We start from the raw sequence: 25,622 nt of genomic DNA, 5'->3' as shown, positions 1-25,622 counted from the left end.
CCACCCTAATTCGACTTGCTTGTGCAAGTCCTTATTAGTATCCGGTATCGGGGATAAGTCGGTGTCGCATACTTCCTTGGGGTTATCTCCATGGGTTCAGTGTCACAGCTACAAAGGGGTAATTTCCAACCGGCAACAGGAGAAGATTTCAGCTAATACTTCTCTCTCTGGGCAGTTCGTGAAGAAAATCATGTCTTTGATCATAACTTAATATTTGATTATGGAGATCATAATACTTACTCAGACGGGTCAATGTCAAGAGGCTTATGCGGATAAAATAACTATAGCCATTCTCTCCTACACATACTGAACGACCGTAAACATACCGCCAGTAGGCTTCGTCATATTATTCGATGTATGATGCGGCATGTGACAGTGAAGCGGCCAAACACCGGGGTTTTGCGCTGAAAATTCAATATCTACGGTGACTCCGCTAGGCACCAGTATCGTATTCCGCAGCTCTCGATTGTAGTGAGCTATAGCGTTGCCATCTGTAGCAACAACCCAGAACTGATGCCCATGAAAATGGATGGGATGCGCGTTCATCCCGATATTTCCAAAGCGAACGCGCACTTCCTCTCCAAATCGAACGGGTAAAGGGGATGTATGCGGGAAGCAGCGACCATTCATGGTAAAAAAGTTAAAGGCATCCGTCATGGTCTCCAACTCATAATGCCCAGCCTTCACGAAACCTTTTTCCATGCCTTTTAGGTGAAATTCCTGCAGCATAATGAAATAGTCCCGCTGGGCGCTGCATTCGTACGGATCCTCAATGACAAAGCCTCCACCTAGACCCATTAACTCTTGAAAAGCGGTATCAACATGAGTGTGATACATATGTGTACCTGGTGGATTTACAATTTGAAAATGATAGTCATAATATTGGCCTTGCTCTATATAAGGTGAGGGCTCAACGGCCGGCACGCCGTCCATGCGATTCGGCACATCAAGTCCATGCCAGTGTACACTTGTGGCCTCCGGCAGCCGATTGTGTACGCGAATGGTCACCCAATCCCCTGGAAACACGCGTATCGTTGGCCCTGGGATGCTGCCGTTGTATCCCCACCCTTTGAAGAACACACCTGGTAGAATTTCCTGCACAACGGGCTCAGCAACCAACTCAAAAAATTTCACACCTTGCAGCACGACATAGCTAAGATCTTGTAGATCCGGTGATACGACCATGGCATATCCCCCCGCTTCAACGCTCTATACTTCAATGTATGCGTCGAAGCTCGGGACTTACCTACAAGGTATTACTTTCCTTCAAAGAATCGAAGATATGCGCCATAGCCTTCCTTCTCCATATCCGCATATGGAATGAAGCGCAGGGCTGCGGAATTGATGCAATAACGAAGACCATTCGGACCAGGACCGTCATTAAAAACGTGACCTAAATGCGAATCCGCCTCCGTGCTTCGTACTTCTGTACGTATCATGAACTGACTCGTATCCGTTACCTCTTTCACATGACCTTCGAATAAAGGTTTTGTAAAGCTCGGCCAGCCGCAGCCGGAATCGAATTTATCTATGGAAGTAAATAAGGGCTCGCCAGAAACAATATCCACGTAGAGACCTTTTTCTTTGTAATCATGGAACTCATTCTCAAAAGGACGTTCTGTTGCATTATTTTGCGTAACCTCGTATTGGATAGGTGTTAGAGCTTTCTTACGCTCTTCTTTATCCTTCGCTGTGTTCCAGAACTTCGATATATACGCATCGCGTCCTGAGCCTTTGCGGTACGCTTTGTATCGAAGCGGATTTTTATGGTGATAGTCCTGATGGTAGTCTTCCCCAGGGTAGAAGGCTTCAGCATCGATGCGCACGATTTCCGTTACGATTGGACGATCGAATCGACCGCTATCCTGCAGCGCTTGCTTGGATGCCTCGGCTTTGGCTAGCTGCTCATCGCTATGGGCAAAAATCGATGTACGATAGGACGATCCACGATCATGGAATTGTCCACCCGCATCGGTTGGATCAATTTGGCGCCAGTACGTATCTAATAGCTTTTCGTAGGGATACAGCTCGGGGTCAAATGTAATTTGGACAGCTTCCGCATGCCCCGTCGTCTCTGAACACACCTCTTCGTATGTTGGGTTGCTCGTGTGCCCACCTATATAACCGGAAACGACGGAAATAATGCCTGGCAGTGACTCAAACGGCGTCACCATACACCAGAAGCATCCTCCCGCAAACGTCGCTTTATCTGAATGAACGCCTTGAATGTTATCTGTCATGTTTAAAACACCTCTTTCTCACAGTATCCTCTTATCATACCAAAAGTTACGGGTATAACCAAAAAACACCGTTCAGCGAATGAACGGTGTTCGTCTATTTATCGAAGTTATGTATCCTACAGGTTGTTGAAAATGTCTGTAAGCACAGGCACGATTTGTGATTTACGGGAAACTACGCCTTTAAGTATAGCTTTGTTGTCAACTAGAGATACGTTGTAAGCTTTCTCAACTGCGTCTGCTTTACGACCTAGAGCAAGACCTACGGAATCATTGTTCAAAATGTCCGTTACAACGAACAAGAACAAGTCTAGGTTTTTCTCAGCGATAATCGCTTGAAGCGCCGTTTCGATTTCAGCTTGTTGGGAAAGAACATCGTTCACATCAACCGCATTTACTTGCGCAATTTCTGTTTTGTAGCCGCCCATTTGGAATTCTTTCGCATCCAAAGAAATCAATTGTGCAACGGATTTGTCGCTAAGATCTGCGCCTGCTTTAAGCATGTTCAGACCGTAAACTTCAGCGTCTACACCAGCGATAGCCGCAAGCTCACGAGCAGCTGCAACGTCTTGCTCTGTGCAAGTTGGGGATTTGAATAGCAAGGAATCGGAAATGATGGCAGAAAGCATCAAGCCTGCGATGTCTTTGTCGATGGAAACACCGTTTTCTTTGTACAATTTATTTAGAATCGTTGCTGTGCAACCAACCGGCTCCGCACGGTAGTAAAGCGGGTGGCTCGTTTCGAAGTTCGCAATACGGTGGTGGTCAATAACTTCCACAACACGTACTTGATCGATGTCGCTAGCGCTTTGTTGGCGCTCAACGTGGTCAACCAAAATCACATTTGCTGCTTCGTTTGCAACGGTTTGAACTTCACGTGGTGCTGCTACTTTAAAAGTATCAAGTGCGAATTGCGTTTCGCCATTAACGGAACCTAGGCGAACTGCTTCAACTTCTTGACCTAATTTTGTTTTCAGTGCAGCGTATGCAATTGCGGATGTGATTGAATCAGTGTCCGGATTTTTATGTCCGAAAATAAGTGTTTTTGACATTGTACGACTCCTTGAACGACATATTTTAGTGCGAGTGGTTATCATCTCTATATACGATTATACTCAAAATTCTGGGTAAATCCACTACTAAACTCGGTATCTACATAAATCCACCCGAAATGCTTATTGACAAATTTAGTAGGGTCAAACTGATTCTCACTTACGAGGACGTCGCTTCGGTTAATTGCTGCACCCAATCTTCGAATGGTTTTTGGCTGTCTACCACGATGCGATGCAGCTTCAGTGGCGGCTGATCGGACGAAGCCCAGCCCTCTAGGGTCGTGAAAGCGTACCGAAATTTGGCCTTTCGTAAAATCCTTAACGTCTTGCGATTGTACTCGCCATACGGATAAGCAAACGTATCCGCTGGTTTTCCCAGCTCTTGCTCAATGCGGGCACGCGCTGCGAGAATCTCTTCGCGCTGCGCCTTCTTGCTGAGCTCTGGCAGATGTGGGTGCGTCACGGTGTGTGACGCAATATCCCATCCTGCTGCGCTCAGCTGTTTGACTTGCGGCCAGGTAAGGTAGCCTGGCATGTTGACAAGGCCCGTCGACAAGTACAACGTCGCCGGAAAGCCGTGCTGCTGGAGGATGGGCAACGCCACCTCCGCGTTATTCGCGTAGCCGTCATCGAACGTGAGCAGCACGGGGTGAGCCGGTGACGGCTGATGGTGTTCTAGGACGCTGGAGAACTCAGCCAGCGTCAACGGGGTGTAGTGATGCGCGGCCAAATAGTCCATTTGGCGCGCGAACGTATCGGGGTGGAGCACGTACGTGTTCCCGGGGTCCACCCCGATGCTATGGTAGTTCAGCACGGGGATGGCAATCCCGTGCTTGGCCTCTGCTGGCGAGGCGAAGCTAGCCAGCAGGAGGCACGCGAGCGTGAGCGTGACGACTCGCGAGACCGAGAACACGTGCTTGAAGCTGCGCGTGGTCTCACCCCTCACATCGCGCGTTGTTTTCAACATGCGTACAGACTTTTGTAAACGAATGCTCATAGACTACCTACCCTTTACTGAACATATCCACATATTCAATGTTTGATCTCCTAAGCCTCCCCCATCGACTCATCGAATATGCAAATAATCCCATACTTCTCACATGCCGCGTTAGTCAAAAATGCCGGGGGAGCGGAAACATGAGAAGACCTGTACACCACTACATCACCGCTGATATCGTTAAGCTCTTCACCGGAAGCAGCGTTAGTCCTAGATCTCCGAATTAAAAACGAGGATTCCTTTTTAAAAAGGACCAATAGTCCGATTATGCCGAACTATGTACCCATTTTCCTTACTTGAGGGTTGTATGGGTCGATTTAGTTTGGCGAAGTAGGACTAATTAAGATATACCGGCGCGGACAGTGAGATTAATTCGACATTTTCGGACTAATAGGTACCTGTGGGGGTAATCCAACCCGAGCCTGTCAGAAAAAACGTACGCGACAAGGGTTTTTGTAGGCGAGTTAGACGATTTTTTCGACTAACTCGTGCGTGACATGGGCTTTCGGAGGTGAGTTAGTCGATTTTTTCGACTAACTCATTCGTGACATGGCCCTTTGCAAGCGAGTTAGTCGATTTTTTCGACTAACTCGTGCATAACATGCCCTTTGCAAGTGAGTTAGTCGATTTTTTCGACTAACTCGTGCGTGACATGGCCCTTTGCAAGCTAGTTAGTCGATTTTTTCGACTAACCCGTGCATAACAGGCCCTTTGCAAGCGAGTTAGTCGATTTTTTCGACTAACCCGTGCATAACAGGCCCATTGGCAGTGAGTTAGCCGGTTTTTCAGACACCGTGCGTCAGCACAATTCCCCGCACTATTTCACCGTTTCCGCGGCCAACTGAATCAACTTGTTCACTGTTTCCCAATTCCGTGTGGTAGCAGCCACGCCAAGCTTCTTCTCGATAAAATTGTTGCTGAATTTGGAATCGCCGTAGTTTTTACGAATGAGCAGATACACAGTTAATCCCTTGACGTGATACTCGTCCACCTCACGTTGAGCTGCATGTAGCTTAGCAAGTGCAGCATCTGTAGGAACCTGAGATAGAAACGTGACATATCGTTGCTCATTTTCATCCGCATTCACAGTCGGATACGGTGTATCCGTCACGACTCCTTGCAACTCAGCCGGAGTTCGAATAATGACAGGAATGTCAAACGTCAATTGTACCTTCAGCTCATGTACAATTCGATCACGAAGGACCGCCGGGTCCACTTCCTCACTATCAAAGATCACATTCCCACTCTGGATATACGTACTCACATTCGTAAAAGCCATCGATTCGAATAGCTGCCTAAGTCGGTCCATTTTTATGATCTTCTGGCCGCTAACATTAATTCCGCGCAACATAGCAACATATCGATGCATTCGCATACCCTCCCTTTTCACTTGTTCTACTCCTAAACTCCCTCACAGCTTACCCTACCTCATCAACGCGCAACTCACTCATTCGAGCAGCCATATAAACAGCCACCCCATCCTCTTCATGACTCACAACAATCTCATCCGCCATTAGTAAAATATCAGGATGTGCATTCGCCACTGCAACTTTACGGCCTGCCTCAAGGAACATACCGGTATCGTTCAGATTATCACCGAAAACAGTCACTTCCTCAGATGTACAACCAACCAGCTCCGCCCATAATCGCAAGCCCATCTGCTTATTCGCCTCCGGATGACTGAATTCAAGGAAATAATGATCTTCTATGTAATTATCCTTCATCAAATGAATGTGGACCTCTGGACCCATGATTTCCTCAACCGCAGCTTTCAACGGAAGAAGCTCATCTAGCAATCCAATATACGTCAGGATCAGCGTACGCAATGATTGCGAACTGTATAGTTCTTCCACCTCTAGGAATCTCGGATCATTAGGTCGACTAGCCAAGAATTGAAGATCCCCCGTGCGTTCCAACTTTTCATGGTGTACGCGCTCGTTATCCTGCTCATCCAGTGCAAACAGCAGCGGCGTTATACCAAACGTTTTACCTATTTTAACAATCTCATTGCTTCGCTCACTTTCCAGCCAACGTCCACCTAGCACCCGCTTCTGCATGGGATCAAACAACATCGCCCCATTATATAAAACGAGCGGGTACCGCCAAGGAATTTCCGAGACGACAGCGTGTGAACTCTGATAACTACGTGCAGTCGCGTAACTAACAACCGTTCCCTGCTCAAGTGCTTGCGTAAGTACGCTTACTGTATAGTCAGATGGCTTCGCATTGGATCTTAATAAGGTTCCGTCCAAGTCAGTCAAGAAATAGTCTCTTTTCATCCGATTTTTTTCTCAAAACATAGACTGCTCTTACTTCCGATGTACTCTCCAAAACATTCGATCGGATAATACCCACATTTCGTATAAAATGCCACTGCTTCTGGTTGAGCTTCGCCAGCTTCCAAGCGAATCGTATGATACCCAAGCCGCATCGCTTCATTTTCCAAAAAAGCAAGTAATTTCGTCGCGATTCCCTGCTTTCGGAAGCTCGAATCAACGAAAAAACGCTTCAGCTCCGTGCTCTCCTCATCAATCGGGCGCAGCGCACCACAACCGACAGGAATGTCTTCCAATAATGCAATGGCAAACGTAATCCGCTCAACAGAAGGATCATTAAAATCAACAAAATAAATCTCCTCAATCGGGTATCTCGCCATTAAATCTTGATCTAGCTTCGCAATTAAGGCATGTAAAATAGGATCTGAATGATGTACGAATTTGATTTCCAAACTCATTTCCGGTCTCCTCCAAGCAGTTTTATGGTATCTGGTCACTTTTATCCAAAAATTATAGCACAAACGTATAGAATTTAGCCCACGCCATACGCTAGCTTGTTTTCAAAATCTTCCATTATGAATTATACTAAGGTCAATTACTTCTATTGAGAAAGGATACGGATCCCATGGCGCAGCCTGCAGCGACGAATTATGAAATCGCACAAGTGTGTTTACTAGCTGGTAAAATTATGCTCGAAAACGGCGGCGAAACCTATCGTGTGGAAGATACGATGACCCATGTTGCTGAAGCCTTCGGCATTCCAAATTCGCATAGCTTCGTCACGCCAACTGGCATTATTTTCTCGATTGACGGACCTGAACAGACTACGCGACTGATTCGCATTTCTTCTAGATCAACGGATTTAAGGAAAGTAACGGTGGTCAATGCCATTTCTCGCAGAATCAGCCAAGGTGAGCTTTCACCTATAGAAGCCTATCAGGAGCTTGAAACCCTCAATACCGATAAACGCAGATATCCCGCTTGGTTACAAGCACTAGCCGCAGCGATTGCCAGCGGGTGTTTTCTCATTATGTTTCAAGGCAAGTGGTCGGACTTCTTCCCTGCCTTCCTTGCTGGTGGCGTTGGTACGATCTCCTTAACTTTTTTCCATCGCTTAGTTCCGATCAAATTTTTCGCCGAATTCCTCGCGTCGTTAATCATTGGACTTATGGCCTTTCTAACTGTCAAAATAGGACTCGGTCATAATTTGGATACGATTATTATTGGCTCCGTCATGCCGCTCGTTCCTGGGCTGCTTATCACGAATGCTGTGCGCGATCTAATGGCAGGCCATTTCGTATCTGGCGTTTCAAAAGGCGCAGAGGCATTCTTGACCGCATTTGCCATCGGGGCTGGAATCGCCTTTGTATTGACATTTTATCCTGGGAAGGGGTTCTAGCATGGAAATGTTCGAGCAGCTAATAACAAGTTTCATTTCAACTTCCGCTTTCGGCATTATTTTCAACGTACCAAGAAGAACCCTTTTGCAATGCGGTTTTGTAGGGATGATAGGCTGGATGCTTTATTTCTCTTTTCAAAAAGCGTATTTGGATCCCATCTTGGCCACACTCATTGCGTCCTTTGTTGTGACGATTATTAGTCAGTTTTTTGCGAAAATTTATAAAACACCTGTCATCGTTTTCAGTGTTTCCGGGATTATTCCACTCGTTCCGGGTGGACTAGCCTATGACGCCATGCGTAATGTCGTGCAAAATCACTATGACGTTGCTGTTCAATTGGCTGCGAAAGCATTCTTGCTCTCTGGTGCAATTGCCATTGGACTTGTATTCTCAGAAGTCATTAATGTGCTGTTAAGACGGACAAGAGCTTGAATTCTGCTCAACTCAACCAATAGCCATATAATCATTAATAGTTTTTACCTATATCTTCATGCCTTTTATATCTTGGATTTTTTACCAACTGCCCTTTACACTAAGAGTATAGAGCAACAAACCAAGGATAGGAAATGGAGCTGAACACAAATGAACGACAACGCAAACCATCACATTTTAACGAAATTCGATGAAATTGCCCAGAAGTACGACAGCCAGCGGAGAAAGCTGATCCCTTGCTTCGATGATTTTTACAATACGGCCGCATCCCTAGTCCAAGTAGACCATGAAGCTCCGCGTATTCTCGATTTAGGCGCAGGCACGGGACTTTTTTCATCCTATATACTGAAGACAATGTACCCGCAAGCGAAATTAACCTTAATCGACCTATCGACCGGCATGCTCGACATTGCCAAAGAAAGATTCGAACAGGCAGGAACAGCGGAAGTGAACTTCATAGCTGGAGATTACACATCCTTCGACGATGCCGAACCCTACGATGCCGTTATCTCTTCCCTGTCCATTCATCATCTGGAGGATGCGGCTAAACAAGCTTTGTTCTCCCGTATTTTCCAACTATTGAAGCCAGGCGGCGTATTCGTTAACGCAGACCAAGTCTTAGGTCAAACACCATATCTCGATGAATTATACCGTTCAGATTGGGTCGCGAAGATAGAAGCAACGGATCTGTCCCAAGAAGCACTGCAAGCAGCCTACGAGAGGACCAAGCTGGATAAAATGGCTCCATTAGATGCGCAGCTTGGCTGGCTTCGCGACTCCGGCTTTAACGATGTCGACTGTGTTTACAAGTCCTATAATTTTGTCGTGATGCTGGCGAGAAAGCCATAATCCGCTCTAGGAAAGAGCGCTAATCTCGGTCTGTTTTCACCAGATCATCGGCTTGGACACCATAAACCACATCATCGCAAGCGTAATGATTACATACAGGATCAAAGCTTTACGCAGCTTGTTTACGAGAAGATTACGATCTTCGTGAGGAGCTTTCAGCTGTCGTAGAAGTGGCGAGAATGCACGTGCGATGAAGTAAAGCGAAGCTACCATAATAAGCACCGTAGCGACAATCCAGGAGGTTTTCCAACTCCAAGCTGTGATCCAAGTCAGTAGAATACCTGTAACTACAAGCACATGCCCTGCATGTTTCGTTAGTCGGACTGTAATCCGAAACGGCTCTAAGTAATCAGTAAGCTGCTCGAATGGCGCTCTACGAATAAGGGCAAGTAACGGAAAGAGGACGAAATAAGGCCCGATGCTTAACACGACGCTGAAGATATGAATATAAAGCATGACAATGTACCAAGACAAATTGACCATCCGTTCTATCAATAATTTGAATAAACCGTGTGAATCCAAGGATCCACACGGTTCTTTGTGTTATTCTGCTTTTTGAAATTCGTGTACCCATACTTTCATCTGTGGCAGCCAAGGCATACCTGGGTGCATAGCGAGGATACTGTCGCGATACTCATCAACGGTCTCGTGACCTTCTTGTTTCGCATGCTCAGGTGTAAGTTCACCCAAAGCTTGTTGATACACATTGGTTACCGTAAAAGCTGTGCCTTGCAAATCCATCGTTTCACCGATATCTGCATAGCGTCCATTACGACGACAAGCTGTTTTAAGACCAGCAAGCACTTTGCTTACTTCTGCTTCTTTCGTTACAAGTCGGTCAATGGAACACGTTTTCGGTGGTAATGTGTCATTTACATTTACGTTTGTTTCACTCATGTTAGTTCCCTCCTTTTGCCAGTTTTCATTATAACGAATCACAATCGCTTTGTCGAACTGAGGCGTTTCTTTCTTCGTATCCAGCAGCCGGAATTATTCGCGCAAGGCTTCCTTAAGCTTCGTTGACATGCTCTCCATAGAGCCCGATACAGTAGGCTTAACGCCGCGCAGTCGCGCGATTTCCGCCTTCAATCTCTCATTTTCAAGTGATAACGTATCCAACTTAGCTATGATTTGCTCTCGGTCCAAGTGATCCCATTTCCCCATTCTTACACCTCCTAGTATGAAAATACCCCCTCCTCGCAAGTCGATCATCCCATCGGATTCTCTCCATGCATCAAAGGGGGTGGTTCCTATCGCTTATCGCTTATTTCGCAGCTTTAATTACATATAAACGTGCTGTCTCTTCCCACACTTCGCCTGGCTCTAAGGAAACAAGACCGATTTGATCAGCAGGCAGATTCACATTCGGTGCATTAACCAAGTTCATTTGCGGTTCTGGGCAGAAGAAGCCTTCTGTTTTGCCATTGTTCCAGATCATCCACTGTTTATAGGAAGTGCCTACATCATAGACTAGTTTGATGCCTTCACGAGCATCTGTCAATGCCATGAAGTTGCGGCTATTTTGCGGAACACTCGTATAGTGATTATCCATGCCAGCAAAGAATGGTGACAGACCGCCAACTTTCATCTTCTCTTCATCCGCGGATAACGCTTGATACTCGCCCGTTGGCAGCATACGCTCGTTCAACGCCCAACGCTCGCCGATTGTCATTTGGAACGTATAATCAGAAGGCTGACTATTGACAGCAAAAGGCGCATTAATCGTCGTATGGAACGCCAGTAAGCACGGCATCGCTTCGTTGCCTTCATTATGTACGGAAATTTGCTGATGCAAACCTTGCTCATTCAAGGTGTAGATCAAGCGTATCGTAAAGTCAAAAGGTAAAAATTCATGAACTGAATGTCCTTCACGCACGCGCAAGGCTAGTGATACGCGACTTTCATTGCCATCGCTGCTGAAAGTCTCCACTGCCCATGGAATATTGTGTACAAATCCGTGTAGATGATTGCCCGTTTTGGGTTCATTAACTGGGAATTGAAGCACTTTTCCTTGCCAAGGGAACTTACCATCCTCGTAGCGATTCGGCGGGAATAATACGGGAATCCCATGAACGATTGGACGCTCTTTAAACGCTTCCATCTCTTCTAGCGCAGGCTCGCGCAAGAAACGATATTCCTTCTCTATATCACGAAAAGCAATCAAATTTGCACCAACATCTGGTAAAACAACCGCTTCATAACGTCCAGCTTGCAGCCAAATCGCTTGTTCTCCGTTGTACGTTCCTTCATATGCTTTGGTAGACATCCTCTTCATTCTCCTCCTAAATAACTGCTTATCCTCTGTCCATAATTTGGACGGACACATTGATTTCACTTTAGCCCATGTTCGCGAAAAAAGTCAATGGACGTAAATTGCTTTTATATCGATAAATGTGACTTCCCTTTATGCGTGAGAAAAACCTGAGGCATTGAGCCTCAGGTCATTCGCAATCACAAGCTGATTAGCGTCTCCAAACCGCATCATTCCAACGAAGCTCATTGCGGAACTGAAGTGGTGACGTATTTTTATTAATAATAACTACTTCAATACCAGCTAGCTCTGCCCAATCCACAAGCTGCTCTGTGCTCACCGTGTAAGAGAACACCGTGTGATGAGCGCCGCCTGCATAAATCCAAGCTTCTGCTGATTCATTCAAGGAAGGCTGCGGCTTCCACAAAACGCGGGCAACAGGCAGCTTAGGCATATTCTTAACAGGTTGAACGGCATCCACTTCGTTAATTAACAAACGGAAACGGTTGCCCATATCGATAAGCGAAGCATTCAATGCTGAACCTGAAGCACCGTCGAAAACGAGACGCGCTGGATCTGCTTTGCCACCGATACCAAGCGGGTGAACTTCAATTTTCGGGCGAGTCGCCGCAATAGTCGGACAAATTTCAAGCATATGTGCACCCAGCACTAGCTCATTACCTGGCTCCATATGATACGTGTAGTCCTCCATGAAGGACGTCCCTTTGTTGTTCGCAATGATTTTCATCACGCGCAGTAACGCTGCCGTTTTCCAGTCGCCTTCGCCGCCAAAGCCGTACCCTTGCTCCATCAAACGCTGTACAGCAAGACCTGGCAATTGCTTAAGACCATGCAAATCCTCGAACGTCGTTGTGAAAGCGCCGAAGCCGCCATCTTGCAGGAAGCCTTTCAACCCAAGTTCAATGCGCGCTTGTTCACGAATAGCATCACGAATGGGACCCGCTGAGCGCCCTTCAGGTGTAATATCGTAAGCTTCATTGTATTCATCCATCAGTTGATCCACTTCAGCCTCTGAGATATCCCCAACGCGCTGAACAAGATCACCAACGCCGTACCCATTGATAGACCAGCCGAATTTAATTTGTGCTTCTACTTTATCGCCTTCTGTAACGGCAACATGACGCATGTTGTCACCAAAGCGAGCCACCTTCAAGCTGCGCCCTTCCATGAAAGCCACGGACGTACGCATCCAACCTGCGATACGATCAAGAACAGCAGGATCTTCCCAGTAACCGACAACCACTTTGCGAGAAATTCCCATACGTGCACCAATGAAACCATATTCACGGTCACCGTGTGCGGCTTGGTTCAAGTTCATGAAATCCATATCAATGGTTTCCCAAGGGATGTCACGATTGAATTGTGTATGCAAATGAAGCAACGGCTTGCGATACTCCGAAAGACCTGCGATCCACATTTTTGCTGGAGAGAACGTATGCATCCAAGTGATAATTCCCGCACAGGAATCGTCGGCATTCGCATCTAGACACAGTCTGCGAATCGCATCAGGAGTAGTCAAAACAGGCTTGAACACAAGCTTGCTTGGGATCACTTCTGCACGATCAATGCCTGCTGTGATCTGTTTGGAGTGTTCGTCTACTTGAAGTAGTGTTTCAGGTCCGTACAAGTGTTGACTACCAGTGACAAACCAAAATACTTTTTCGGAAAAAGGGTTCATGGGCTTGATGCCTCCTAGGATGGATAAATAATGGCGAATCACGTTCATTTATTGACGGATAATTATTGACAGCCTACTAATGACGTGCTTCCTCGCGAATCGAGCGAAGTCGTTTCATGACATCATTTTCACCGCGGCCAAAATAATCATGAAGCTTGCTATACTCTTGGTACAGCTTCTCATACACGGCAACATTCTCAGCAATTGGCTTGAATGTTTCTTTACGAACACGTGCCATTTGCTTCGCGGCATCCACGATGCTGTCATAGCCACCTTTGTCTGCACCCGCAGCCACCGCTCCAAACATCGCAGCACCAAGCGCTGGTGTTTGTTTGGAATCGGCAATTTTAATTTCACGATTCGTAACATCAGCGTAAATTTGCATCAAAAGACGATTCTTCTGCGGAAGACCGCCACAAGCGTATAACTCTTCGACTTCTACCCCGTTGCTATGGAAGGCATCCACAATTTTACGTGTGCCGAAAGCTGTTGCTTCCAGTAATGTACGATAAATTTCTTCAGGTTTCGTTAACAAAGAATAACCTAAGATAAGTCCATTTAACTCTGTATCTACAAGCACCGAGCGGTTACCGTTCCACCAATCCAATGCGAGCAAGCCCGTTTCGCCTGGTTTGTAAGCGGATGCACGACGCTCCAACCATTCATGAACATTGATGCCTTCCTCAGCAGCCGCTTTTTCCACATAAGCAGGAACACCTTGCTCCACATACCATGCGAAAATGTCACCAACCGCCGATTGGCCAGCTTCATACCCTAAATAGCCAGGAATAATGCCGTCTTCTACGACGCCGCACATACCTTCTACTTCTTTCTCCTCTGTGCCAAGCAGCATGTGACAAATGGATGTTCCCATTGCCATCACTAGTTTGCCGGGTGTAACCACGCCAACACCAGGTACAGCTGCATGCGCATCTACGTTACCAACCGCAATCGCTGTTCCAGCTACTAATCCCATGCGCTCAGCCATGGCAGCTGTCAGCTCACCAGCTTTCGTACCTAGGGCAACAACATCACCGCGAAGCTTCGTTTCTGTGACATCTACAAGTCTAGGATCCAACGCTTTAAAGAAATCTTGGCTTGGATAGCCATCTTGCTTGTGCCAAATGGATTTGTAGCCTGCCGTACAGCTGTTGCGAACGATTTCGGATTGACCTGTCATTTGTGAGACAACCCAATCTGTCGCTTCTAAGAAACGATCTGCTTGATCATAAATATCAGGTGCTTCGTTCAATATTTGCCAAACCTTTGCGATCATCCATTCGGAAGATATTTTACCGCCATAACGTGGTAAGAAGGCTTCCCCTCGGCTCGCTGCAATCTCATTGATCAAAGTTGCTTCATCCTGTGCTGCATGGTGCTTCCAAAGCTTTACCCAGCTGTGTGGATTCGAGGAAAGCGTTGGCTGGAAGCACAGCGGCTGACCCTCTTTATCGATAGGGAGCATGGTACACGCTGTGAAATCAATCCCCAGTCCGATAATATCCACCGGATCTACGCCAGATGCACGTACAACTGCAGGAACAGATTGCGTTAGAACATCAATATAATCTTGGGGATGCTGCAAGGCCCAATCGTACTCTAGCTTCACACCGGAAACCGGTAGTTTCTCGTCAATAACATTATGTGGGTACGGTGTAACATGATCAGCAACCTCTGTGCCATCACTCAAATCAACCAAAACCGCACGTCCTGATTCCGTACCATAGTCAACACCAATCGCATATTTCTTCGACATCGGAAGCCTCCTTAAATAATGAGCATGATCTTGCTTTCAGTATAGCACTTGTACGTACAAGTTGACTACCCCATTTTTCGAATTATGGGATGCGAATTGTTGACTCTCGGATGATTAATTCAGGCTTGTACACTTTTCCTGTTTCACTGCCGCTAGCCCGCTTATTCTCGATCATATCAATTAAAATGCCTGCCGCGTCACTTCCAAGCTCTGTCTTAGGATGTGAAAGAGATGTCAATTTCACCTCTGTTGCCGTGGCAAGATTGGAGTCATCGAATCCGATTAAGGAGACGTCTTCTGGCACCTGAAAGCCAATTGTACGTACAGCTTCAAGTAGATGAATCGCAAGCTCATCATTGTAACAAACGAAGGCTGTTGGGCGATCCTGTTCAGCATCTTGCTTAAGCATGGCAACAGCGCTTGCATACGGCTTTAATCGCTTCTCCTCCGTCGTATAATGAATCACGAATTCCGGAAGCAGAGGGATCTGGTAGTGATGATGCGCACGAATAAAGCCTTTTAACCGATTCACACCTTGTAGATCATCCGTTTTGAAAAAGCCAGCTAACCGCCGATGCCCTAACTCTATTAGATGCTGAGCAGCTTTAAATCCGCCTTCTTCATCATCCACGATGAGCGAAGGACAGTTCATTTCCGGGTATCGCTCGTTAATCATGAGATAGGGAATATGCTGATAGTCCAACGACAAGTAGTAGCTAAGATTCGGGTTGCCCTCAGCGCTCTTCGTCGGTTCAATAATAAGTCCACTCAGCGGTTGACTCATCATCATATCCAAGCTTTCTCTCTCTTTCGCCTTGTCGTTATCCGTTGAAGAAAGCAGCAGTCTATAACCTCTTGCACGTAATGTCGCCTCTGCTCCCCTAACAATATGCGGAAAAATATAGTCCGAAATATATGTTGTCAGGATGCCGATGGTTTGTACATCGCGTGATTTTTGAGTTTGGGGCGTGGAGACGAAAGTCCCTTTGCCTTGCATTCGGTAGAGCCAGCCTTCCTTCTCTAATTCACCAAACGTTTGACGGACCGTCTGACGACTCATCAGAAACTGCTCGGCAATTTCATTCTCAGAAGGCATTTGATCATTGGGCTTAAGTCTCCCTGTATGTAGCCAGGATAATATTTCCTGTTTTAATTGTTGATATTTGGGTAATTGCTTCTCTTTCATGCTTCACCTCAGGGCTTTGATTGTGAACGTATTATACCATTCGGTTAACTTGTATGTACATATTTTGATGAAATGACGTTTATGGTAAAAATGTCATCTATTCGCCGATTTTACTCATCAGTAGTCTAATTTTCGTATCGGTATCGGACCCGATAGACGGGGTATACACACTGCATCTCAGATCCGTCCGCCCTTGCACCTGCAGGGTTGTTAGATCAAATAGCATTTTCCCCACCTTGGCATGTCGAAATTCGATGAACACTTCAGGCGCGGTGCTGACATCACTCTCATTCCAAAAGACACGAAAATCCTTGCTCCGTTCACTCAATTCCTCAATAAACGCGCTATACCAGTTATCTCCCACATATTGTCCATAATAGGAACGGAACATCGCCAAAAAGCCTTTTGCAAAGTCGCTCCAGTTGACCGCCAGTGCTTTCAATTCTTTTCGGGTAAAAAGCAGCCAGATCATATTGCGCTCCCCCTCTGGGAGCTTGGCAAAATCAAGAAAAACAGCCGCAGCCGCTTGATTCCAGCCAACGATATGGCATCTGCGATCGGACACAATCGTCGGACAATCATGAAGTTCAGTCAAAATCCGATTCAAAGCTGGACTTATCGTCGGGATGTGATCAACAAAGGTCGTTGGAGCTGGTTGCTCTAGAGCTAACATGAATAAATACTGCCGTTCATCCTCATTTAACTGTAACGCTAATGCAATCCGATCCAGCACTTGTACGGACATTTTAATGTCTCTTCCCTGTTCCAACCAAGTGTACCAAGTCGTACTTACGCCAGCTATCGCTGCGACTTCCTCTCGTCGCAAACCCGGCGTGCGCCGCCTGCTTCCGCCTAATAATCCAACTTCATGCGGCTGGATGCGTGATCGATGTGCCGTTAGAAAGTTGGATAATTCATGAAGCCTCTCTTTCGTGTTCATGCTAATTTCCCTCCTCAGCCTAGTATCATAGAAGACATTATACCAGTATAAACGGTTACTTGTAATAGGATACGCAGTATGACATTCTAAGTAAAAAAAGGAGGACGACGCTATGAAACGTGTGGTTATTACGGGTTTGGGAGTCATTACACCAATTGGAAACAATGTAGATACATTCTGGGGAAATTTGACGAAGGGGCAGTCTGGTATTTCTAAAATAGAGCATTTCGACACATCCGATTATAAAACGAACTTTGCTGGTGTTGTTCGGGATTTCGATGCGGAGGCAGCTGTTGGTCGGCGCGAGGTACGCCGCATGGATCGGTACTGCCAATTTGCGGTTGCCGCAGCCAAACAAGCTATTGAGGATGCTGATCTCGTGATCGATGCCTCTAACGAAGAGCGCGTTGGCGTCTATATCGGCTCTGGCATTGGCGGTATTCAAACGATCTTGGACAACTACAGAACGCTGCTGTCCAGAGGGCCAAGCCGTGTCAGTCCAACCGTTGTTCCAATGATGATTGCCAACATGGCGGCAGCACAGGTAAGCATCCTGTACGGTGCGAAAGGACCCTCGTTGGCTCCAGTAACGGCTTGCGCAACGGGCAATAACGCGATAGGCGAGGCTTTTAAGCTCATCCAGCGCGGAGGCGCAGATGCCGTTATTGCCGGTGGCGCCGAAGCGACGGTCACCGACCTCGCGCTCGCAGGCTTCGGCAATGCAATCGCGTTGTCGACGCGCTGTGACGCGCCGGAGCAAGCGAGCCGCCCGTTCGACGCGCAGCGCGACGGTTTCGTCGCCGCCGAAGGCGCCGGCGTGCTTGTCTTGGAGTCGCTCGAGCATGCGGAGCGACGCGGGGCTCGCATCCATGCAGAGATCGTCGGCTATGGATCGACCTCGGACGCCTACCACATCGTGGCGACCGATCCTGAAGGCTCGGGGGCTTACCGAGCCATGCGCGAAGCGCTGGTCGATGCGGGGATCGATGTGTCGGAGATTAGCACCATCAACGCGCACGCGACGAGCACCGTCGCGGGTGATCTCTCCGAGACGCTAGCGATCAAGCGTCTGCTTGGCCGCGGCGCGTACGACGTGCCGATCAGCGCGAACAAGTCGATGATCGGCCATATGCTAGGCGCAGCTGGCGGTGTCGAAGCCGTCGCGCTGATCAAAACCTTGCAGGAGGGTCTCATCCCTCCGACTATTAATTTAGACAATCCAGATCCGCAGTGTGATCTGGATTATGTCCCGCATGTGGCGAGGCGCGCGGAGCTGCAGTATGGGCTATCAAGCTCGTTTGGGTTTGGCGGGCATAATGCGGTGTTGATTTTGAAGCGGTTTGGTTGAGCGAAGGTTTGTTACGTGTTTGTGGTGATTTTGATGGTATTGTTCAATTCTGGCCGACTGTACCGGCACTATACTCACCGCGTAATTACGTCGGTAACAGATTTCAAATAATGTCAGTTGTAAAATGATTCTAAGCAGAAATATCAATCGATAATAGTTCCCGCCCCATGGAGCGCAGGCCATAAGCTTTGAGTTTTCGGCAGGATCAGCAGTTTCTTACACAACAAAAAACCGTGCGATGCACGGTTTTTATTTATCCACTCAATTCGATAGTTTACTTCGCCACAGCTTCTCGCGCCGCGTTTACAAGCAGATCAAACCACTCATCTTCCTCAAGTAATTCCTCGACCGCCTCGATGTCCTCTTCTTTGCCGGATTCCCGCAGGAAGTGAAGGGCATAGCTCCAGTCGTTTTTGCCTTTGGTGCTTTGAAGCGTGATTTCATACGGATGCTCATGGCCTTCGACTTTAAATTCGACATGGCCGAGGTAGCCATCTTCCTTGCTGTGTTCCATACTTGCTTTCAAAATTTCAATCATGTTCAACATCCTTCTCTATTGTTTGCAGCCATGTCCAAATGGTGTGCATGGTTGTTTGTAAATTCGTTGCCTCTTGCCATATGTACGGAGGATGGTCTCGAAAATAATCCGCATGCCCGCCAATGATAGGGAGCATATGTAGGTGAATAGGGGCATGTTTCATGCGATTCCATTTACGCAGACCTAAGCGTATACGACTCCAGCCTCCCCAGGTGCCAAGACGTGGAACCAGATCACGCGTTTGATTGTGCTGATTCGTCGCATGCACGTATAACACTTTGTGCTTTAAAGATATCGGGATCGCGCACTTCGGGGATCCAATTTGGATCACACCAAGGATGTCGCACCCGTGACGTTCAAGTTCTTTTGCTGCCAAGATAGAGGCTACGGCACCTGCGCTATGCCCGATGAAAAGCAGCTTTTTCCCCTGTTCCATTGTAGATAAGACGAATTGGAGCAAGCTTTTACCACCATGAACTGATTTCTTCCTATGGGCATTATGCCACATATCACGTATGATTTCCTGCAACTGACCTCGCTTCGAGCGATCCCAATCGCCATATGGAAAGTAAACATGAACACGTACACGCTTGCCAACTTGCTCATATCGCGAAGCAAGCTTAGCCGCAAAGTCATCTAGAAAATTAGACGCCGTTGCAAATCCAGCTGAAATATAAATAACGATGTCCGCGGTATCAGCGTGAATAGTCATGACTTGCTCCGTTCCCTTCTCAGATAAAATGGTTCAGGTTCTTGGCTTCGCACGGTTCGTCGGAATCGCCGCCATGGGATCATCAGGCCAGTAGTGCTTGGGGTATCGGCCTTTGAGATCTTTTTTCACTTCGAAGTAGGCTTCCCGCCAAAAGCTCGCCAAATCTTTCGTCACCTGCATCGGCCTTTGTGCGGGAGATAACAAGTGTAAGGTGACAGGCACCCTTCCTTTGGCAATACGAGGCGTATCTGCTAATCCAAACATCTCTTGCAAGCGTACGGATAACGTCGGTGACTCCATATTGCTATAGTCAATGGGGATACGTGAGCCACTCGGCACTTGAATGTGCGTAGGCGCCCACTCGTCCAACGAACGACGCTGCTCCCATGTTAGCATTTCCTCTAATAGGCTTGTCAAGTTAAGGCGGCTCAAGGCACCTTTACTTTTCAGTCCATACAGATGCGGGCCAGCCCAGTCCTCAAGTGTCGCCAGCAATGTTTCATCGCGAAGATCAGGCCAATTTTCCGTAAAACGGTGTAAAAAAATGCTGCGTTCCTGAAGCTGACGTGCATTTCGCGTCCATGGCAGTACGTCTAAGGATTCCGAACGAATTCCTGCAAGCAAAGCTTGCAGAACGAGATCAGGATCAGGTTCCTGAAGTGGTTTGTCTTTGAGTGTAAGCGCGCCAAGTACCCATCGCTCTCTCGCTTTCACTGAACCCACTGCATCATCCCATTCCACAACCTGTTCCTTACGGATGCGCTCTTCAAATGCGGTGAACAGCTGCTCCTCTTCCAGAGGAGCAGCGAGATATATACGGCTCTCGATGCCGCTGTCGTCCAGCTCCGCTGCGACGATATACCGCTCGTTCGAGAGCGGTTGAAGCTCTGGCAGCACGGCCCCGCGGCCGTTCGCGAGTGTAAACCGTCCCGCCGACCGCCGCTGCGCGACGCGGTCGGGGAAGGCGAAGGCGAGCAGCAGCCCGCTCGCCGCAGCATTGCCCACGCTCGGCCGGATGCCGAGCGACTGCACAAGCATGCCAGCTTCCGCCGCGATGCGGCGGCAGAGCTGGGCATCCACCCCTTCGCGCGCTTCGCCTCGCACAGCGCGCCAGAGCACTTCGATGCGGCTGCGCACATCCGCATCCCGAGCCGCGGCGCGCATGAAATCGCGCTCGCTCAGCATGACCGCGAGCTCGCACGCCAGCGCGCCGAGCTCAAGCGGGATGGCTTGCAGCACCATGTGCGCAAGCCGCGGGTGCAGGCCTAACGCCGCGACACGCTTGCCGTGCGGCGTTAGGCTCCCGTTCTCGTGCAGCGCACCCAGCTGCACGAGCAGTTCCCGCGCCTGCTGATACGCAGCAGCAGGCGGTGGGTCTAGCCAGACCAGCGCAGCTGGGTCTGGCGCGCCCCAGGCGGCAAGCTCCAGCGCCAGCGGGGCGAGATCAGCTTCGCGGATCTCGGGCGTAGAGCTCGGCGGGAGCTGCCGGTGCTCGGTCTCGGTCCATAGGCGGTAACACACGCCTGGACCGAGACGCCCTGCCCGGCCTCTGCGTTGGTCCGCAGAGGCGATCGACACCGGCACCGTCGTCAGACGGGTCATGCCGGTGCGGGGCGAGAAGCGCGGCACGCGCATGAGGCCGCAGTCAATCACAACCGTGATGCCTTCGACCGTCAAGCTGGTCTCGGCGATGGACGTAGCCAGCACGATTTTGCGATGGCCTTGCGAGCAGACGGCCGATAGTGCTTGGTCTTGTGCTTCTATGGAAAGATTTGCATACAGCGGAGCGATCTCCACCGTCGGTCCTAATCGCAATGCCGCAATTCCATTCGCCACGCGATGGATTTCCGCCGCTCCTGGAAGGAAGACGAGCATGCTCCCTTCATGATCGCGCAGAGCCTGCCCAACACTTGCTACAACCGCATTCTCAATTCTCCCTGTAACTTTTTGCTGAAGATAATGAGTCTCAACGGGAAAAGTTCGACCTTCACTTTCAATGATGGGCGCATCATCTAATAAAGCAGAAATCTCCTTGGCTTCCAAAGTTGCGGACATCAGCAAGATTCTTAGATCATCACGAAGCAGCGTTTGTGATTGACGACACAAAGCAAGACCTATGTCTGCATGCAAGCTGCGTTCATGAAATTCATCAAATATTACAATGCCCACCCCATCCAAGGCAGGATCCTGCTGCAGCATCCGTGTTAGGACTCCTTCTGTGATGACCTCTATGCGGGTGCCCAGTCCAACGCGTGTATCATTTTTCACTCGGTAGCCAATCGTTTGACCGACTTCCTCACCGAGCAGCCTAGACATGTATCGTGCCGCTGCGCGAGCAGCCAATCTTCTAGGTTCCAGCATGAGAATCTTTTGGCCTTGCAGCCACGAGACATTCAAAAGTGCCAATGGAACCTGCGTCGTTTTGCCCGCACCAGGCTGAGCAACAACGATGGCACAGCTATGCGCTTGTAATGTATCTACTAGTTGTGGTAGAACTGCGGTAATCGGTAACACATTCATGGGGTTCACTCCGAGCTTACAATCTAATTAACGCCACTAAATATTCGTGCAATGAATGAAAGATCACCATTTGTTCATCTGTTTTCTCCTTGGAAACCTGTTCCTTCGCATTTCAATCGTGTATACTAGAAGACAATCTAGTCACTAAAGGAGAACTTTAACATGAATGTACATGAAGCGATTTCCAAACATTCGAATGCACAGCATCTGCATCTCGTTCGATTTGCTGAGCTTGATGCACAGCGAGAGCACGCCATAGACGCGGCTGTCGATTTGTGCAAACGCGGGCTGCCTTTTAACGTTGATTCCATCAACGCCATTACGGCCCAAATTATCGCCCATGCCCAAAAAGGTATCTCTCCACTCCGTTCCCTTGTAACTGAGGATATGGTCCGTGATTACGTAAACAAAGGGTAAGGAGATACATTTTCATGGGTGTACTAACATTTATTTCAATGCTTATTATGGGATCCGCCTTCAGTGCAGGATTCTTGCTCTTGTTTAAGCGCAAAATTGCATGGGGAATCACCTGCATCGGGCTTTCCATTGTGTGCTACATCGCTTATTACTACATTGCGAGTACATATTTCGTCTAAACAAGCTTCGCACTCCGAGAACCGATCAGATCAGCTGAGTCGGTTCTTTTCCATTTACTCACCTGCTCATTTCCAGCCTTGCTCCTCAATCTTTTGAAAAAGAAGTTCGAAATAAGCCTTACGATGCGGTACCAATGCCTTTATCGAAATCGGCCATTCTATGTCTTCGAACTCGCCGTTCATCCCCATTTTGAAACCACTTGCATTAATTTCCAAACGTTTACCGCTAATGAGTTGTTTAAAATCAGACACATCCACAGCAAATAGACCGCTAACCTCATCTGACTGAAGCACGTAACGCTTCAACGCTTGATCGCAGCGATAGATGAATACATGGCAGAATTCACGATCGATGAGCTTGTCCGATATCAGATCCTCCTCCGCAAATACACCACAGAGGATCAAGTCCTCGAATGCGACGGAGAGCCCTAACTCTTCCTCCAGCTCCCGTGTCCCCTCTTCGATGGTTTCACCAGCAGCAAGATGTCCTGCACAAGAGATATCCAGTAAATCTGGGAACAAATCTTTGTCAGGATGCCTTAACTGAAGCAGAAGCTTCGGCACCTTCTCCTCCATACTGACTATCCAGCATTGGAAGGTCTGATGCCATAGCCCCTTGGCATGAACTTCGGAGCGAGGCGCCACGCCGAGCCAATTCCTTTTCGCATCAAACACATCAAAAAGCTCTTCAGACTTCTTCACTACTTATTCCCACTCCAATCCGCATGCAACTCTTGTCTACTGGCGTTATCTACGCGTAATCTTCGTAACCTTCAAAGCATAGAGATCGTCTTCCAGCACGTTCATTCGATCCCTCACGCCCTTGAGTGCGTCCTCAATAGCTTGGTTATAAATAGGTGCCGTTAGCTGCTGAAGCATGTAGTCAATCAATTGCTCTGCTGCAATTTGACCCACTGTCACACCCAGTTCCACATCCAAATGCTCCTGCAGATCGCTGATAAGCGCGTCTTTTTCATCCTTCGGTAATTTTAAAACCTTCATCTCGTACGCACTCCTCTTACACAAATACTTGAAAATCGATTTCTTGGAAGGAACTAACTTCTTTCAACCAACGTTCAGCTACATATTGGGTATGCACAGGATGATTATTATAAGCCTCATAAGCAGCTTGATTCGCAAAAACCATCGAAAAACCGTAGTCATAATCCGCTTTCAGGCTCACTTGACGGAGTATTTCAAATTGCTCAACACCAGGTATTGTTGTCAGCTCATCTGCACTGATCTTCAGGAATTGCTCCGCGTTAGTGTTCTCCTTACCTGCATGCAGCTTGAAAACAACCATATGTTTAATACTTGTCGCAGTCATCTGAATTTCTCTCCTTCCCATGCCATCTTCGCTTATTATAGCGGATTTTGTAGTTAGGCACTATATGGACGCGTCATCCTTCCTCCCCTTGCCCAAAAAGGGAATAAAACCCTTCTACTTTGCACACATTAAACGGGTATTGTAAATCAACTGAAAAGGAAGTGCTTCTATGGAAAACAAGAAACATGAAGGCAACTATACAGGAACTACGAATATGAATGCAGAAAATCAAGATATGGCTTTCGTTAATGATACGTTGGAAAACGCACCAAGCACGACTTCCATTAATCTTGCCAAAGACGATATTAGTGAAGAAAATGAAGAAAAGCAGCTGAACCAAATTAATCCATAAATAATTGGCTTCATCGAATAGAGCAGTCATTCCATGCCTTCCCAAGAACTGGTGACTGCTTTATTTTCGTTATTTCGACTTATTTTCAGGGATAATCAAACTTGGCATCTCCTACCTCGTGCGCTACTATAGATGAAGAAGCTTGTATTGGAGGAGGTAGCTAGTTTGGAACAAGTGATTGTTATTGGTGCGGGACCTTGCGGGTTATCGGCTGCCGTTGCCTTGGAGCGTGCAGGTCTGTCACCTTTACTCATAGAGAAAAGCTGTATCGTCAATGCTATTTATTTATATCCTACGTATTTGCAATTTTTCAGTACACCCGAGCTGCTTGAGATTGGCGGTTACTCTTTTACAACCCCACACGATAAACCTTATCGGCAAGAGGCCTTGGTTTACTATCGAGAAGTTGCTCGCAGAGAGCAGCTGCGGATCCGTTCTTACGAGGAAGCCGTTCTCATTGAGCAAGTTGAAGCTGGCTTTAAGGTCCACACTTCCGATCAATTTGGGAACAAAGCCACTTACGATACGCTTAAAGTGATTGTCGCTACGGGCTACTTCGATCATCCGAATATGCTCGGTATACCCGGTGAGGAACTCCCGAAAACGACCCATTATTACAAGGAGGCTCATCCCTATGCTGGAGCCAAAGTCGCGATCATCGGAGGCAATAATTCTGCTGTGGACGCTGCCATGGATTTACTCCGGGTAGGTGCAGATGTAACCGTCGTTTATCGAGGGAAAGATTTTTCGGCCAATATTAAGCCTTGGGTCCGTCCGCTATTCGAAAGCATGGTGAGCAAAGGGCGTATCCGAATGTGGTTTGACTCGCAGGTAGAACGAATTGACGAACATGCCGTCATCGTGCGAAAAGGAAGTGAACACGTCACCTTGGAGAATGACTTTGTACTTGCACTGACCGGCTTTCGTCCGGATCGGCAGTTGCTAACGGATATTGGCGTTCAGTTTCACGAGGAAACAAACGCGCCCTTGGTCAATCCCGAGACGATGGAAACGAACATTCCCGGCTTATATGTCGCAGGCGTCGTCGCTTCTTCCAAGTATGATGCGAACGAGATCTTCATCGAAACAGGCCGTTTGCATGGACTTTCCATTACCAAACATATCGTTACTGGCCAGAGCCATCAATCATAGAG

29 protein-coding genes are annotated in these 25,622 nt (G+C 47.8%); 8 read left to right on the top strand and 21 right to left on the bottom strand.

The features are described 5' to 3' along the window. Window positions 1–297: 297 nt before the first annotated feature. From AC58QC_RS17265 to AC58QC_RS17235, 7 genes are all read right to left on the bottom strand, one after another. Complete coding sequence (locus AC58QC_RS17265) at window positions 298–1,185, bottom strand: multicopper oxidase family protein (RefSeq protein ID WP_497416362.1); 888 nt, start codon at window positions 1,183–1,185, stop codon at window positions 298–300. A 71-nt stretch (window positions 1,186–1,256) separates the two neighbouring features. Then, complete coding sequence (gene msrB, locus AC58QC_RS17260; RefSeq protein ID WP_497416361.1) at window positions 1,257–2,240, bottom strand: peptide-methionine (R)-S-oxide reductase MsrB; 984 nt, start codon at window positions 2,238–2,240, stop codon at window positions 1,257–1,259. Window positions 2,241–2,356: 116 nt separating this feature from the next. Beyond that, window positions 2,357–3,289 carry a manganese-dependent inorganic pyrophosphatase gene (locus AC58QC_RS17255; protein WP_497416360.1) on the bottom strand — a complete coding sequence of 311 codons (933 nt, stop codon included), beginning with the start codon at window positions 3,287–3,289 and terminating at the stop codon, window positions 2,357–2,359. Window positions 3,290–3,449: 160 nt separating this feature from the next. Further along, the gene (locus AC58QC_RS17250) at window positions 3,450–4,286 is read right to left on the bottom strand and encodes a polysaccharide deacetylase family protein (RefSeq protein ID WP_497416359.1); all 837 of its coding nucleotides are present in this window, start codon (window positions 4,284–4,286) and stop codon (window positions 3,450–3,452) included. 817 nt (window positions 4,287–5,103) lie between these two features. After that, the gene (locus tag AC58QC_RS17245) at window positions 5,104–5,655 is read right to left on the bottom strand and encodes a DUF1697 domain-containing protein (RefSeq protein WP_497416358.1); all 552 of its coding nucleotides are present in this window, start codon (window positions 5,653–5,655) and stop codon (window positions 5,104–5,106) included. Between the two features lie 49 nt (window positions 5,656–5,704). Next, on the bottom strand, window positions 5,705–6,565 hold the full coding sequence (locus AC58QC_RS17240; RefSeq protein ID WP_497416357.1) for an HAD-IIB family hydrolase: 861 nt from the start codon (window positions 6,563–6,565) through the stop codon (window positions 5,705–5,707). Next, entirely contained in the window at window positions 6,562–7,020 is a 459-nt protein-coding gene (locus AC58QC_RS17235; protein WP_497416356.1) for a GNAT family N-acetyltransferase, read from the bottom strand. Before AC58QC_RS17235 ends, AC58QC_RS17240 begins: the two co-directional genes overlap by 4 nt. Before the next feature lie 167 nt (window positions 7,021–7,187). Here AC58QC_RS17235 and AC58QC_RS17230 point away from each other — a divergent pair, with 167 nt between their 5' ends. The 3 genes from AC58QC_RS17230 (at window position 7,188) to AC58QC_RS17220 (ending at window position 9,243) form a co-directional block, all read left to right on the top strand. After that, window positions 7,188–7,961, top strand: a complete 774-nt coding sequence (locus AC58QC_RS17230; protein WP_497416355.1) for a threonine/serine exporter family protein — start codon at window positions 7,188–7,190, stop codon at window positions 7,959–7,961. Between the two features lies 1 nt (window position 7,962). Further along, window positions 7,963–8,394, top strand: a complete 432-nt coding sequence (locus AC58QC_RS17225) for a threonine/serine exporter family protein (protein WP_497416354.1) — start codon at window positions 7,963–7,965, stop codon at window positions 8,392–8,394. 150 nt (window positions 8,395–8,544) lie between these two features. After that, window positions 8,545–9,243 carry a class I SAM-dependent methyltransferase gene (locus tag AC58QC_RS17220; RefSeq protein ID WP_497416353.1) on the top strand — a complete coding sequence of 233 codons (699 nt, stop codon included), beginning with the start codon at window positions 8,545–8,547 and terminating at the stop codon, window positions 9,241–9,243. Window positions 9,244–9,279: 36 nt separating this feature from the next. On the opposite strand, the gene AC58QC_RS17215 is transcribed toward AC58QC_RS17220, so the two are convergent. The 8 genes from AC58QC_RS17215 to AC58QC_RS17180 form a co-directional block, all read right to left on the bottom strand. Further along, window positions 9,280–9,726: a hypothetical protein gene (locus AC58QC_RS17215; protein ID WP_497416437.1), complete on the bottom strand. Its 447-nt coding sequence runs from the start codon at window positions 9,724–9,726 to the stop codon at window positions 9,280–9,282. A gap of 60 nt (window positions 9,727–9,786) precedes the next feature. Continuing rightward, complete coding sequence (locus AC58QC_RS17210) at window positions 9,787–10,140, bottom strand: ASCH domain-containing protein (protein ID WP_497416352.1); 354 nt, start codon at window positions 10,138–10,140, stop codon at window positions 9,787–9,789. Window positions 10,141–10,233: 93 nt separating this feature from the next. Next, the gene (locus AC58QC_RS17205) at window positions 10,234–10,407 is read right to left on the bottom strand and encodes a hypothetical protein (RefSeq protein ID WP_497416351.1); all 174 of its coding nucleotides are present in this window, start codon (window positions 10,405–10,407) and stop codon (window positions 10,234–10,236) included. A gap of 100 nt (window positions 10,408–10,507) precedes the next feature. Beyond that, on the bottom strand, window positions 10,508–11,509 hold the full coding sequence (locus tag AC58QC_RS17200) for an aldose 1-epimerase (RefSeq protein ID WP_497416350.1): 1,002 nt from the start codon (window positions 11,507–11,509) through the stop codon (window positions 10,508–10,510). Window positions 11,510–11,705: 196 nt separating this feature from the next. Beyond that, a complete protein-coding gene (gene araA / locus AC58QC_RS17195; RefSeq protein ID WP_497416349.1) occupies window positions 11,706–13,193 on the bottom strand; it encodes an L-arabinose isomerase in 1,488 nt (495 codons plus the stop codon). Window positions 13,194–13,269: 76 nt separating this feature from the next. After that, window positions 13,270–14,949: a ribulokinase gene (locus AC58QC_RS17190; RefSeq protein ID WP_497416348.1), complete on the bottom strand. Its 1,680-nt coding sequence runs from the start codon at window positions 14,947–14,949 to the stop codon at window positions 13,270–13,272. An 82-nt stretch (window positions 14,950–15,031) separates the two neighbouring features. Next, entirely contained in the window at window positions 15,032–16,135 is a 1,104-nt protein-coding gene (locus AC58QC_RS17185) for a GntR family transcriptional regulator (RefSeq protein ID WP_497416347.1), read from the bottom strand. Window positions 16,136–16,232: 97 nt separating this feature from the next. Next, a complete protein-coding gene (locus AC58QC_RS17180; protein WP_497416346.1) occupies window positions 16,233–17,075 on the bottom strand; it encodes a helix-turn-helix transcriptional regulator in 843 nt (280 codons plus the stop codon). A 112-nt stretch (window positions 17,076–17,187) separates the two neighbouring features. Between AC58QC_RS17180 and fabF the strand changes: the two genes are divergently transcribed. Beyond that, on the top strand, window positions 17,188–18,423 hold the full coding sequence (gene fabF / locus AC58QC_RS17175) for a beta-ketoacyl-ACP synthase II (RefSeq protein WP_497416345.1): 1,236 nt from the start codon (window positions 17,188–17,190) through the stop codon (window positions 18,421–18,423). Window positions 18,424–18,697: 274 nt separating this feature from the next. Here fabF and AC58QC_RS17170 read toward each other — a convergent pair whose 3' ends face one another. Genes AC58QC_RS17170 through hrpB form a run of 3 tightly spaced genes read right to left on the bottom strand, consistent with a single transcriptional unit; the run spans window position 18,698 to window position 22,193 of the window. Then, the gene (locus tag AC58QC_RS17170) at window positions 18,698–18,961 is read right to left on the bottom strand and encodes a hypothetical protein (protein ID WP_497416344.1); all 264 of its coding nucleotides are present in this window, start codon (window positions 18,959–18,961) and stop codon (window positions 18,698–18,700) included. Continuing rightward, window positions 18,954–19,673, bottom strand: a complete 720-nt coding sequence (locus AC58QC_RS17165; protein WP_497416343.1) for a lipase family protein — start codon at window positions 19,671–19,673, stop codon at window positions 18,954–18,956. Before AC58QC_RS17165 ends, AC58QC_RS17170 begins: the two co-directional genes overlap by 8 nt. A gap of 33 nt (window positions 19,674–19,706) precedes the next feature. After that, window positions 19,707–22,193, bottom strand: coding sequence for an ATP-dependent helicase HrpB (gene hrpB / locus AC58QC_RS17160; protein WP_497416342.1), 2,487 nt, complete (start codon window positions 22,191–22,193; stop codon window positions 19,707–19,709). Window positions 22,194–22,355: 162 nt separating this feature from the next. On the opposite strand from hrpB, the gene AC58QC_RS17155 reads away from it, so the two are divergent. Together AC58QC_RS17155 and AC58QC_RS17150 are read left to right on the top strand one after the other, a co-directional pair. Then, window positions 22,356–22,610 carry a YpbS family protein gene (locus AC58QC_RS17155; RefSeq protein ID WP_310224083.1) on the top strand — a complete coding sequence of 85 codons (255 nt, stop codon included), beginning with the start codon at window positions 22,356–22,358 and terminating at the stop codon, window positions 22,608–22,610. 14 nt (window positions 22,611–22,624) lie between these two features. After that, the gene (locus AC58QC_RS17150; protein WP_497266366.1) at window positions 22,625–22,789 is read left to right on the top strand and encodes a hypothetical protein; all 165 of its coding nucleotides are present in this window, start codon (window positions 22,625–22,627) and stop codon (window positions 22,787–22,789) included. Between the two features lie 66 nt (window positions 22,790–22,855). Here AC58QC_RS17150 and AC58QC_RS17145 read toward each other — a convergent pair whose 3' ends face one another. The 3 genes from AC58QC_RS17145 to AC58QC_RS17135 are packed head-to-tail and all read right to left on the bottom strand — an operon-like array spanning window position 22,856 to window position 24,116. Further along, the gene (locus tag AC58QC_RS17145; RefSeq protein WP_497416341.1) at window positions 22,856–23,491 is read right to left on the bottom strand and encodes an NUDIX hydrolase; all 636 of its coding nucleotides are present in this window, start codon (window positions 23,489–23,491) and stop codon (window positions 22,856–22,858) included. A gap of 45 nt (window positions 23,492–23,536) precedes the next feature. Then, window positions 23,537–23,791: a DUF2164 domain-containing protein gene (locus AC58QC_RS17140; protein WP_497416340.1), complete on the bottom strand. Its 255-nt coding sequence runs from the start codon at window positions 23,789–23,791 to the stop codon at window positions 23,537–23,539. A gap of 16 nt (window positions 23,792–23,807) precedes the next feature. Then, window positions 23,808–24,116: a Dabb family protein gene (locus AC58QC_RS17135; RefSeq protein ID WP_497416339.1), complete on the bottom strand. Its 309-nt coding sequence runs from the start codon at window positions 24,114–24,116 to the stop codon at window positions 23,808–23,810. 169 nt (window positions 24,117–24,285) lie between these two features. On the opposite strand from AC58QC_RS17135, the gene AC58QC_RS17130 reads away from it, so the two are divergent. Further along, on the top strand, window positions 24,286–24,468 hold the full coding sequence (locus tag AC58QC_RS17130) for a hypothetical protein (RefSeq protein ID WP_497416338.1): 183 nt from the start codon (window positions 24,286–24,288) through the stop codon (window positions 24,466–24,468). A gap of 165 nt (window positions 24,469–24,633) precedes the next feature. Further along, window positions 24,634–25,620, top strand: coding sequence for a YpdA family putative bacillithiol disulfide reductase (locus tag AC58QC_RS17125; protein ID WP_497416337.1), 987 nt, complete (start codon window positions 24,634–24,636; stop codon window positions 25,618–25,620). The last annotated feature ends 2 nt before the right edge of the window (window positions 25,621–25,622 follow it).

The organism is Paenibacillus sp. J22P51, from assembly GCF_059692215.1.
This window is presented reverse-complemented; position numbering and strand designations above follow the sequence as displayed.

Bases quoted from the DNA above. Each gene is read 5' to 3' on its own strand.
- AC58QC_RS17210 (WP_497416352.1), bottom strand. From the start codon at position 10,140: ATGAGTGAAACAAACGTAAATGTAAATGACACATTACCACCGAAAACG.
- AC58QC_RS17190 (WP_497416348.1), bottom strand. From the start codon at position 14,949: ATGTCGAAGAAATATGCGATTGGTGTTGACTATGGTACGGAATCAGGA.
- AC58QC_RS17170 (WP_497416344.1), bottom strand. From the start codon at position 18,961: ATGATTGAAATTTTGAAAGCAAGTATGGAACACAGCAAGGAAGATGGC.
- AC58QC_RS17155 (WP_310224083.1), top strand. From the start codon at position 22,356: ATGAATGTACATGAAGCGATTTCCAAACATTCGAATGCACAGCATCTG.
- hrpB (WP_497416342.1), bottom strand. From the start codon at position 22,193: ATGAATGTGTTACCGATTACCGCAGTTCTACCACAACTAGTAGATACA.
- AC58QC_RS17250 (WP_497416359.1), bottom strand. From the start codon at position 4,286: ATGAGCATTCGTTTACAAAAGTCTGTACGCATGTTGAAAACAACGCGC.
- AC58QC_RS17200 (WP_497416350.1), bottom strand. From the start codon at position 11,509: ATGTCTACCAAAGCATATGAAGGAACGTACAACGGAGAACAAGCGATT.
- AC58QC_RS17225 (WP_497416354.1), top strand. From the start codon at position 7,963: ATGGAAATGTTCGAGCAGCTAATAACAAGTTTCATTTCAACTTCCGCT.
- AC58QC_RS17240 (WP_497416357.1), bottom strand. From the start codon at position 6,565: ATGAAAAGAGACTATTTCTTGACTGACTTGGACGGAACCTTATTAAGA.
- fabF (WP_497416345.1), top strand. From the start codon at position 17,188: ATGAAACGTGTGGTTATTACGGGTTTGGGAGTCATTACACCAATTGGA.
- AC58QC_RS17135 (WP_497416339.1), bottom strand. From the start codon at position 24,116: ATGACTGCGACAAGTATTAAACATATGGTTGTTTTCAAGCTGCATGCA.
- AC58QC_RS17255 (WP_497416360.1), bottom strand. From the start codon at position 3,289: ATGTCAAAAACACTTATTTTCGGACATAAAAATCCGGACACTGATTCA.
- AC58QC_RS17130 (WP_497416338.1), top strand. From the start codon at position 24,286: ATGGAAAACAAGAAACATGAAGGCAACTATACAGGAACTACGAATATG.
- msrB (WP_497416361.1), bottom strand. From the start codon at position 2,240: ATGACAGATAACATTCAAGGCGTTCATTCAGATAAAGCGACGTTTGCG.
- AC58QC_RS17140 (WP_497416340.1), bottom strand. From the start codon at position 23,791: ATGAAGGTTTTAAAATTACCGAAGGATGAAAAAGACGCGCTTATCAGC.
- AC58QC_RS17185 (WP_497416347.1), bottom strand. From the start codon at position 16,135: ATGAAAGAGAAGCAATTACCCAAATATCAACAATTAAAACAGGAAATA.
- AC58QC_RS17215 (WP_497416437.1), bottom strand. From the start codon at position 9,726: ATGGTCAATTTGTCTTGGTACATTGTCATGCTTTATATTCATATCTTC.
- AC58QC_RS17150 (WP_497266366.1), top strand. From the start codon at position 22,625: ATGGGTGTACTAACATTTATTTCAATGCTTATTATGGGATCCGCCTTC.
- AC58QC_RS17265 (WP_497416362.1), bottom strand. From the start codon at position 1,185: ATGGTCGTATCACCGGATCTACAAGATCTTAGCTATGTCGTGCTGCAA.
- AC58QC_RS17230 (WP_497416355.1), top strand. From the start codon at position 7,188: ATGGCGCAGCCTGCAGCGACGAATTATGAAATCGCACAAGTGTGTTTA.
- AC58QC_RS17180 (WP_497416346.1), bottom strand. From the start codon at position 17,075: ATGAACACGAAAGAGAGGCTTCATGAATTATCCAACTTTCTAACGGCA.
- AC58QC_RS17235 (WP_497416356.1), bottom strand. From the start codon at position 7,020: ATGAGTTTGGAAATCAAATTCGTACATCATTCAGATCCTATTTTACAT.
- AC58QC_RS17205 (WP_497416351.1), bottom strand. From the start codon at position 10,407: ATGGGGAAATGGGATCACTTGGACCGAGAGCAAATCATAGCTAAGTTG.
- AC58QC_RS17165 (WP_497416343.1), bottom strand. From the start codon at position 19,673: ATGACTATTCACGCTGATACCGCGGACATCGTTATTTATATTTCAGCT.
- AC58QC_RS17245 (WP_497416358.1), bottom strand. From the start codon at position 5,655: ATGCATCGATATGTTGCTATGTTGCGCGGAATTAATGTTAGCGGCCAG.
- araA (WP_497416349.1), bottom strand. From the start codon at position 13,193: ATGAACCCTTTTTCCGAAAAAGTATTTTGGTTTGTCACTGGTAGTCAA.
- AC58QC_RS17220 (WP_497416353.1), top strand. From the start codon at position 8,545: ATGAACGACAACGCAAACCATCACATTTTAACGAAATTCGATGAAATT.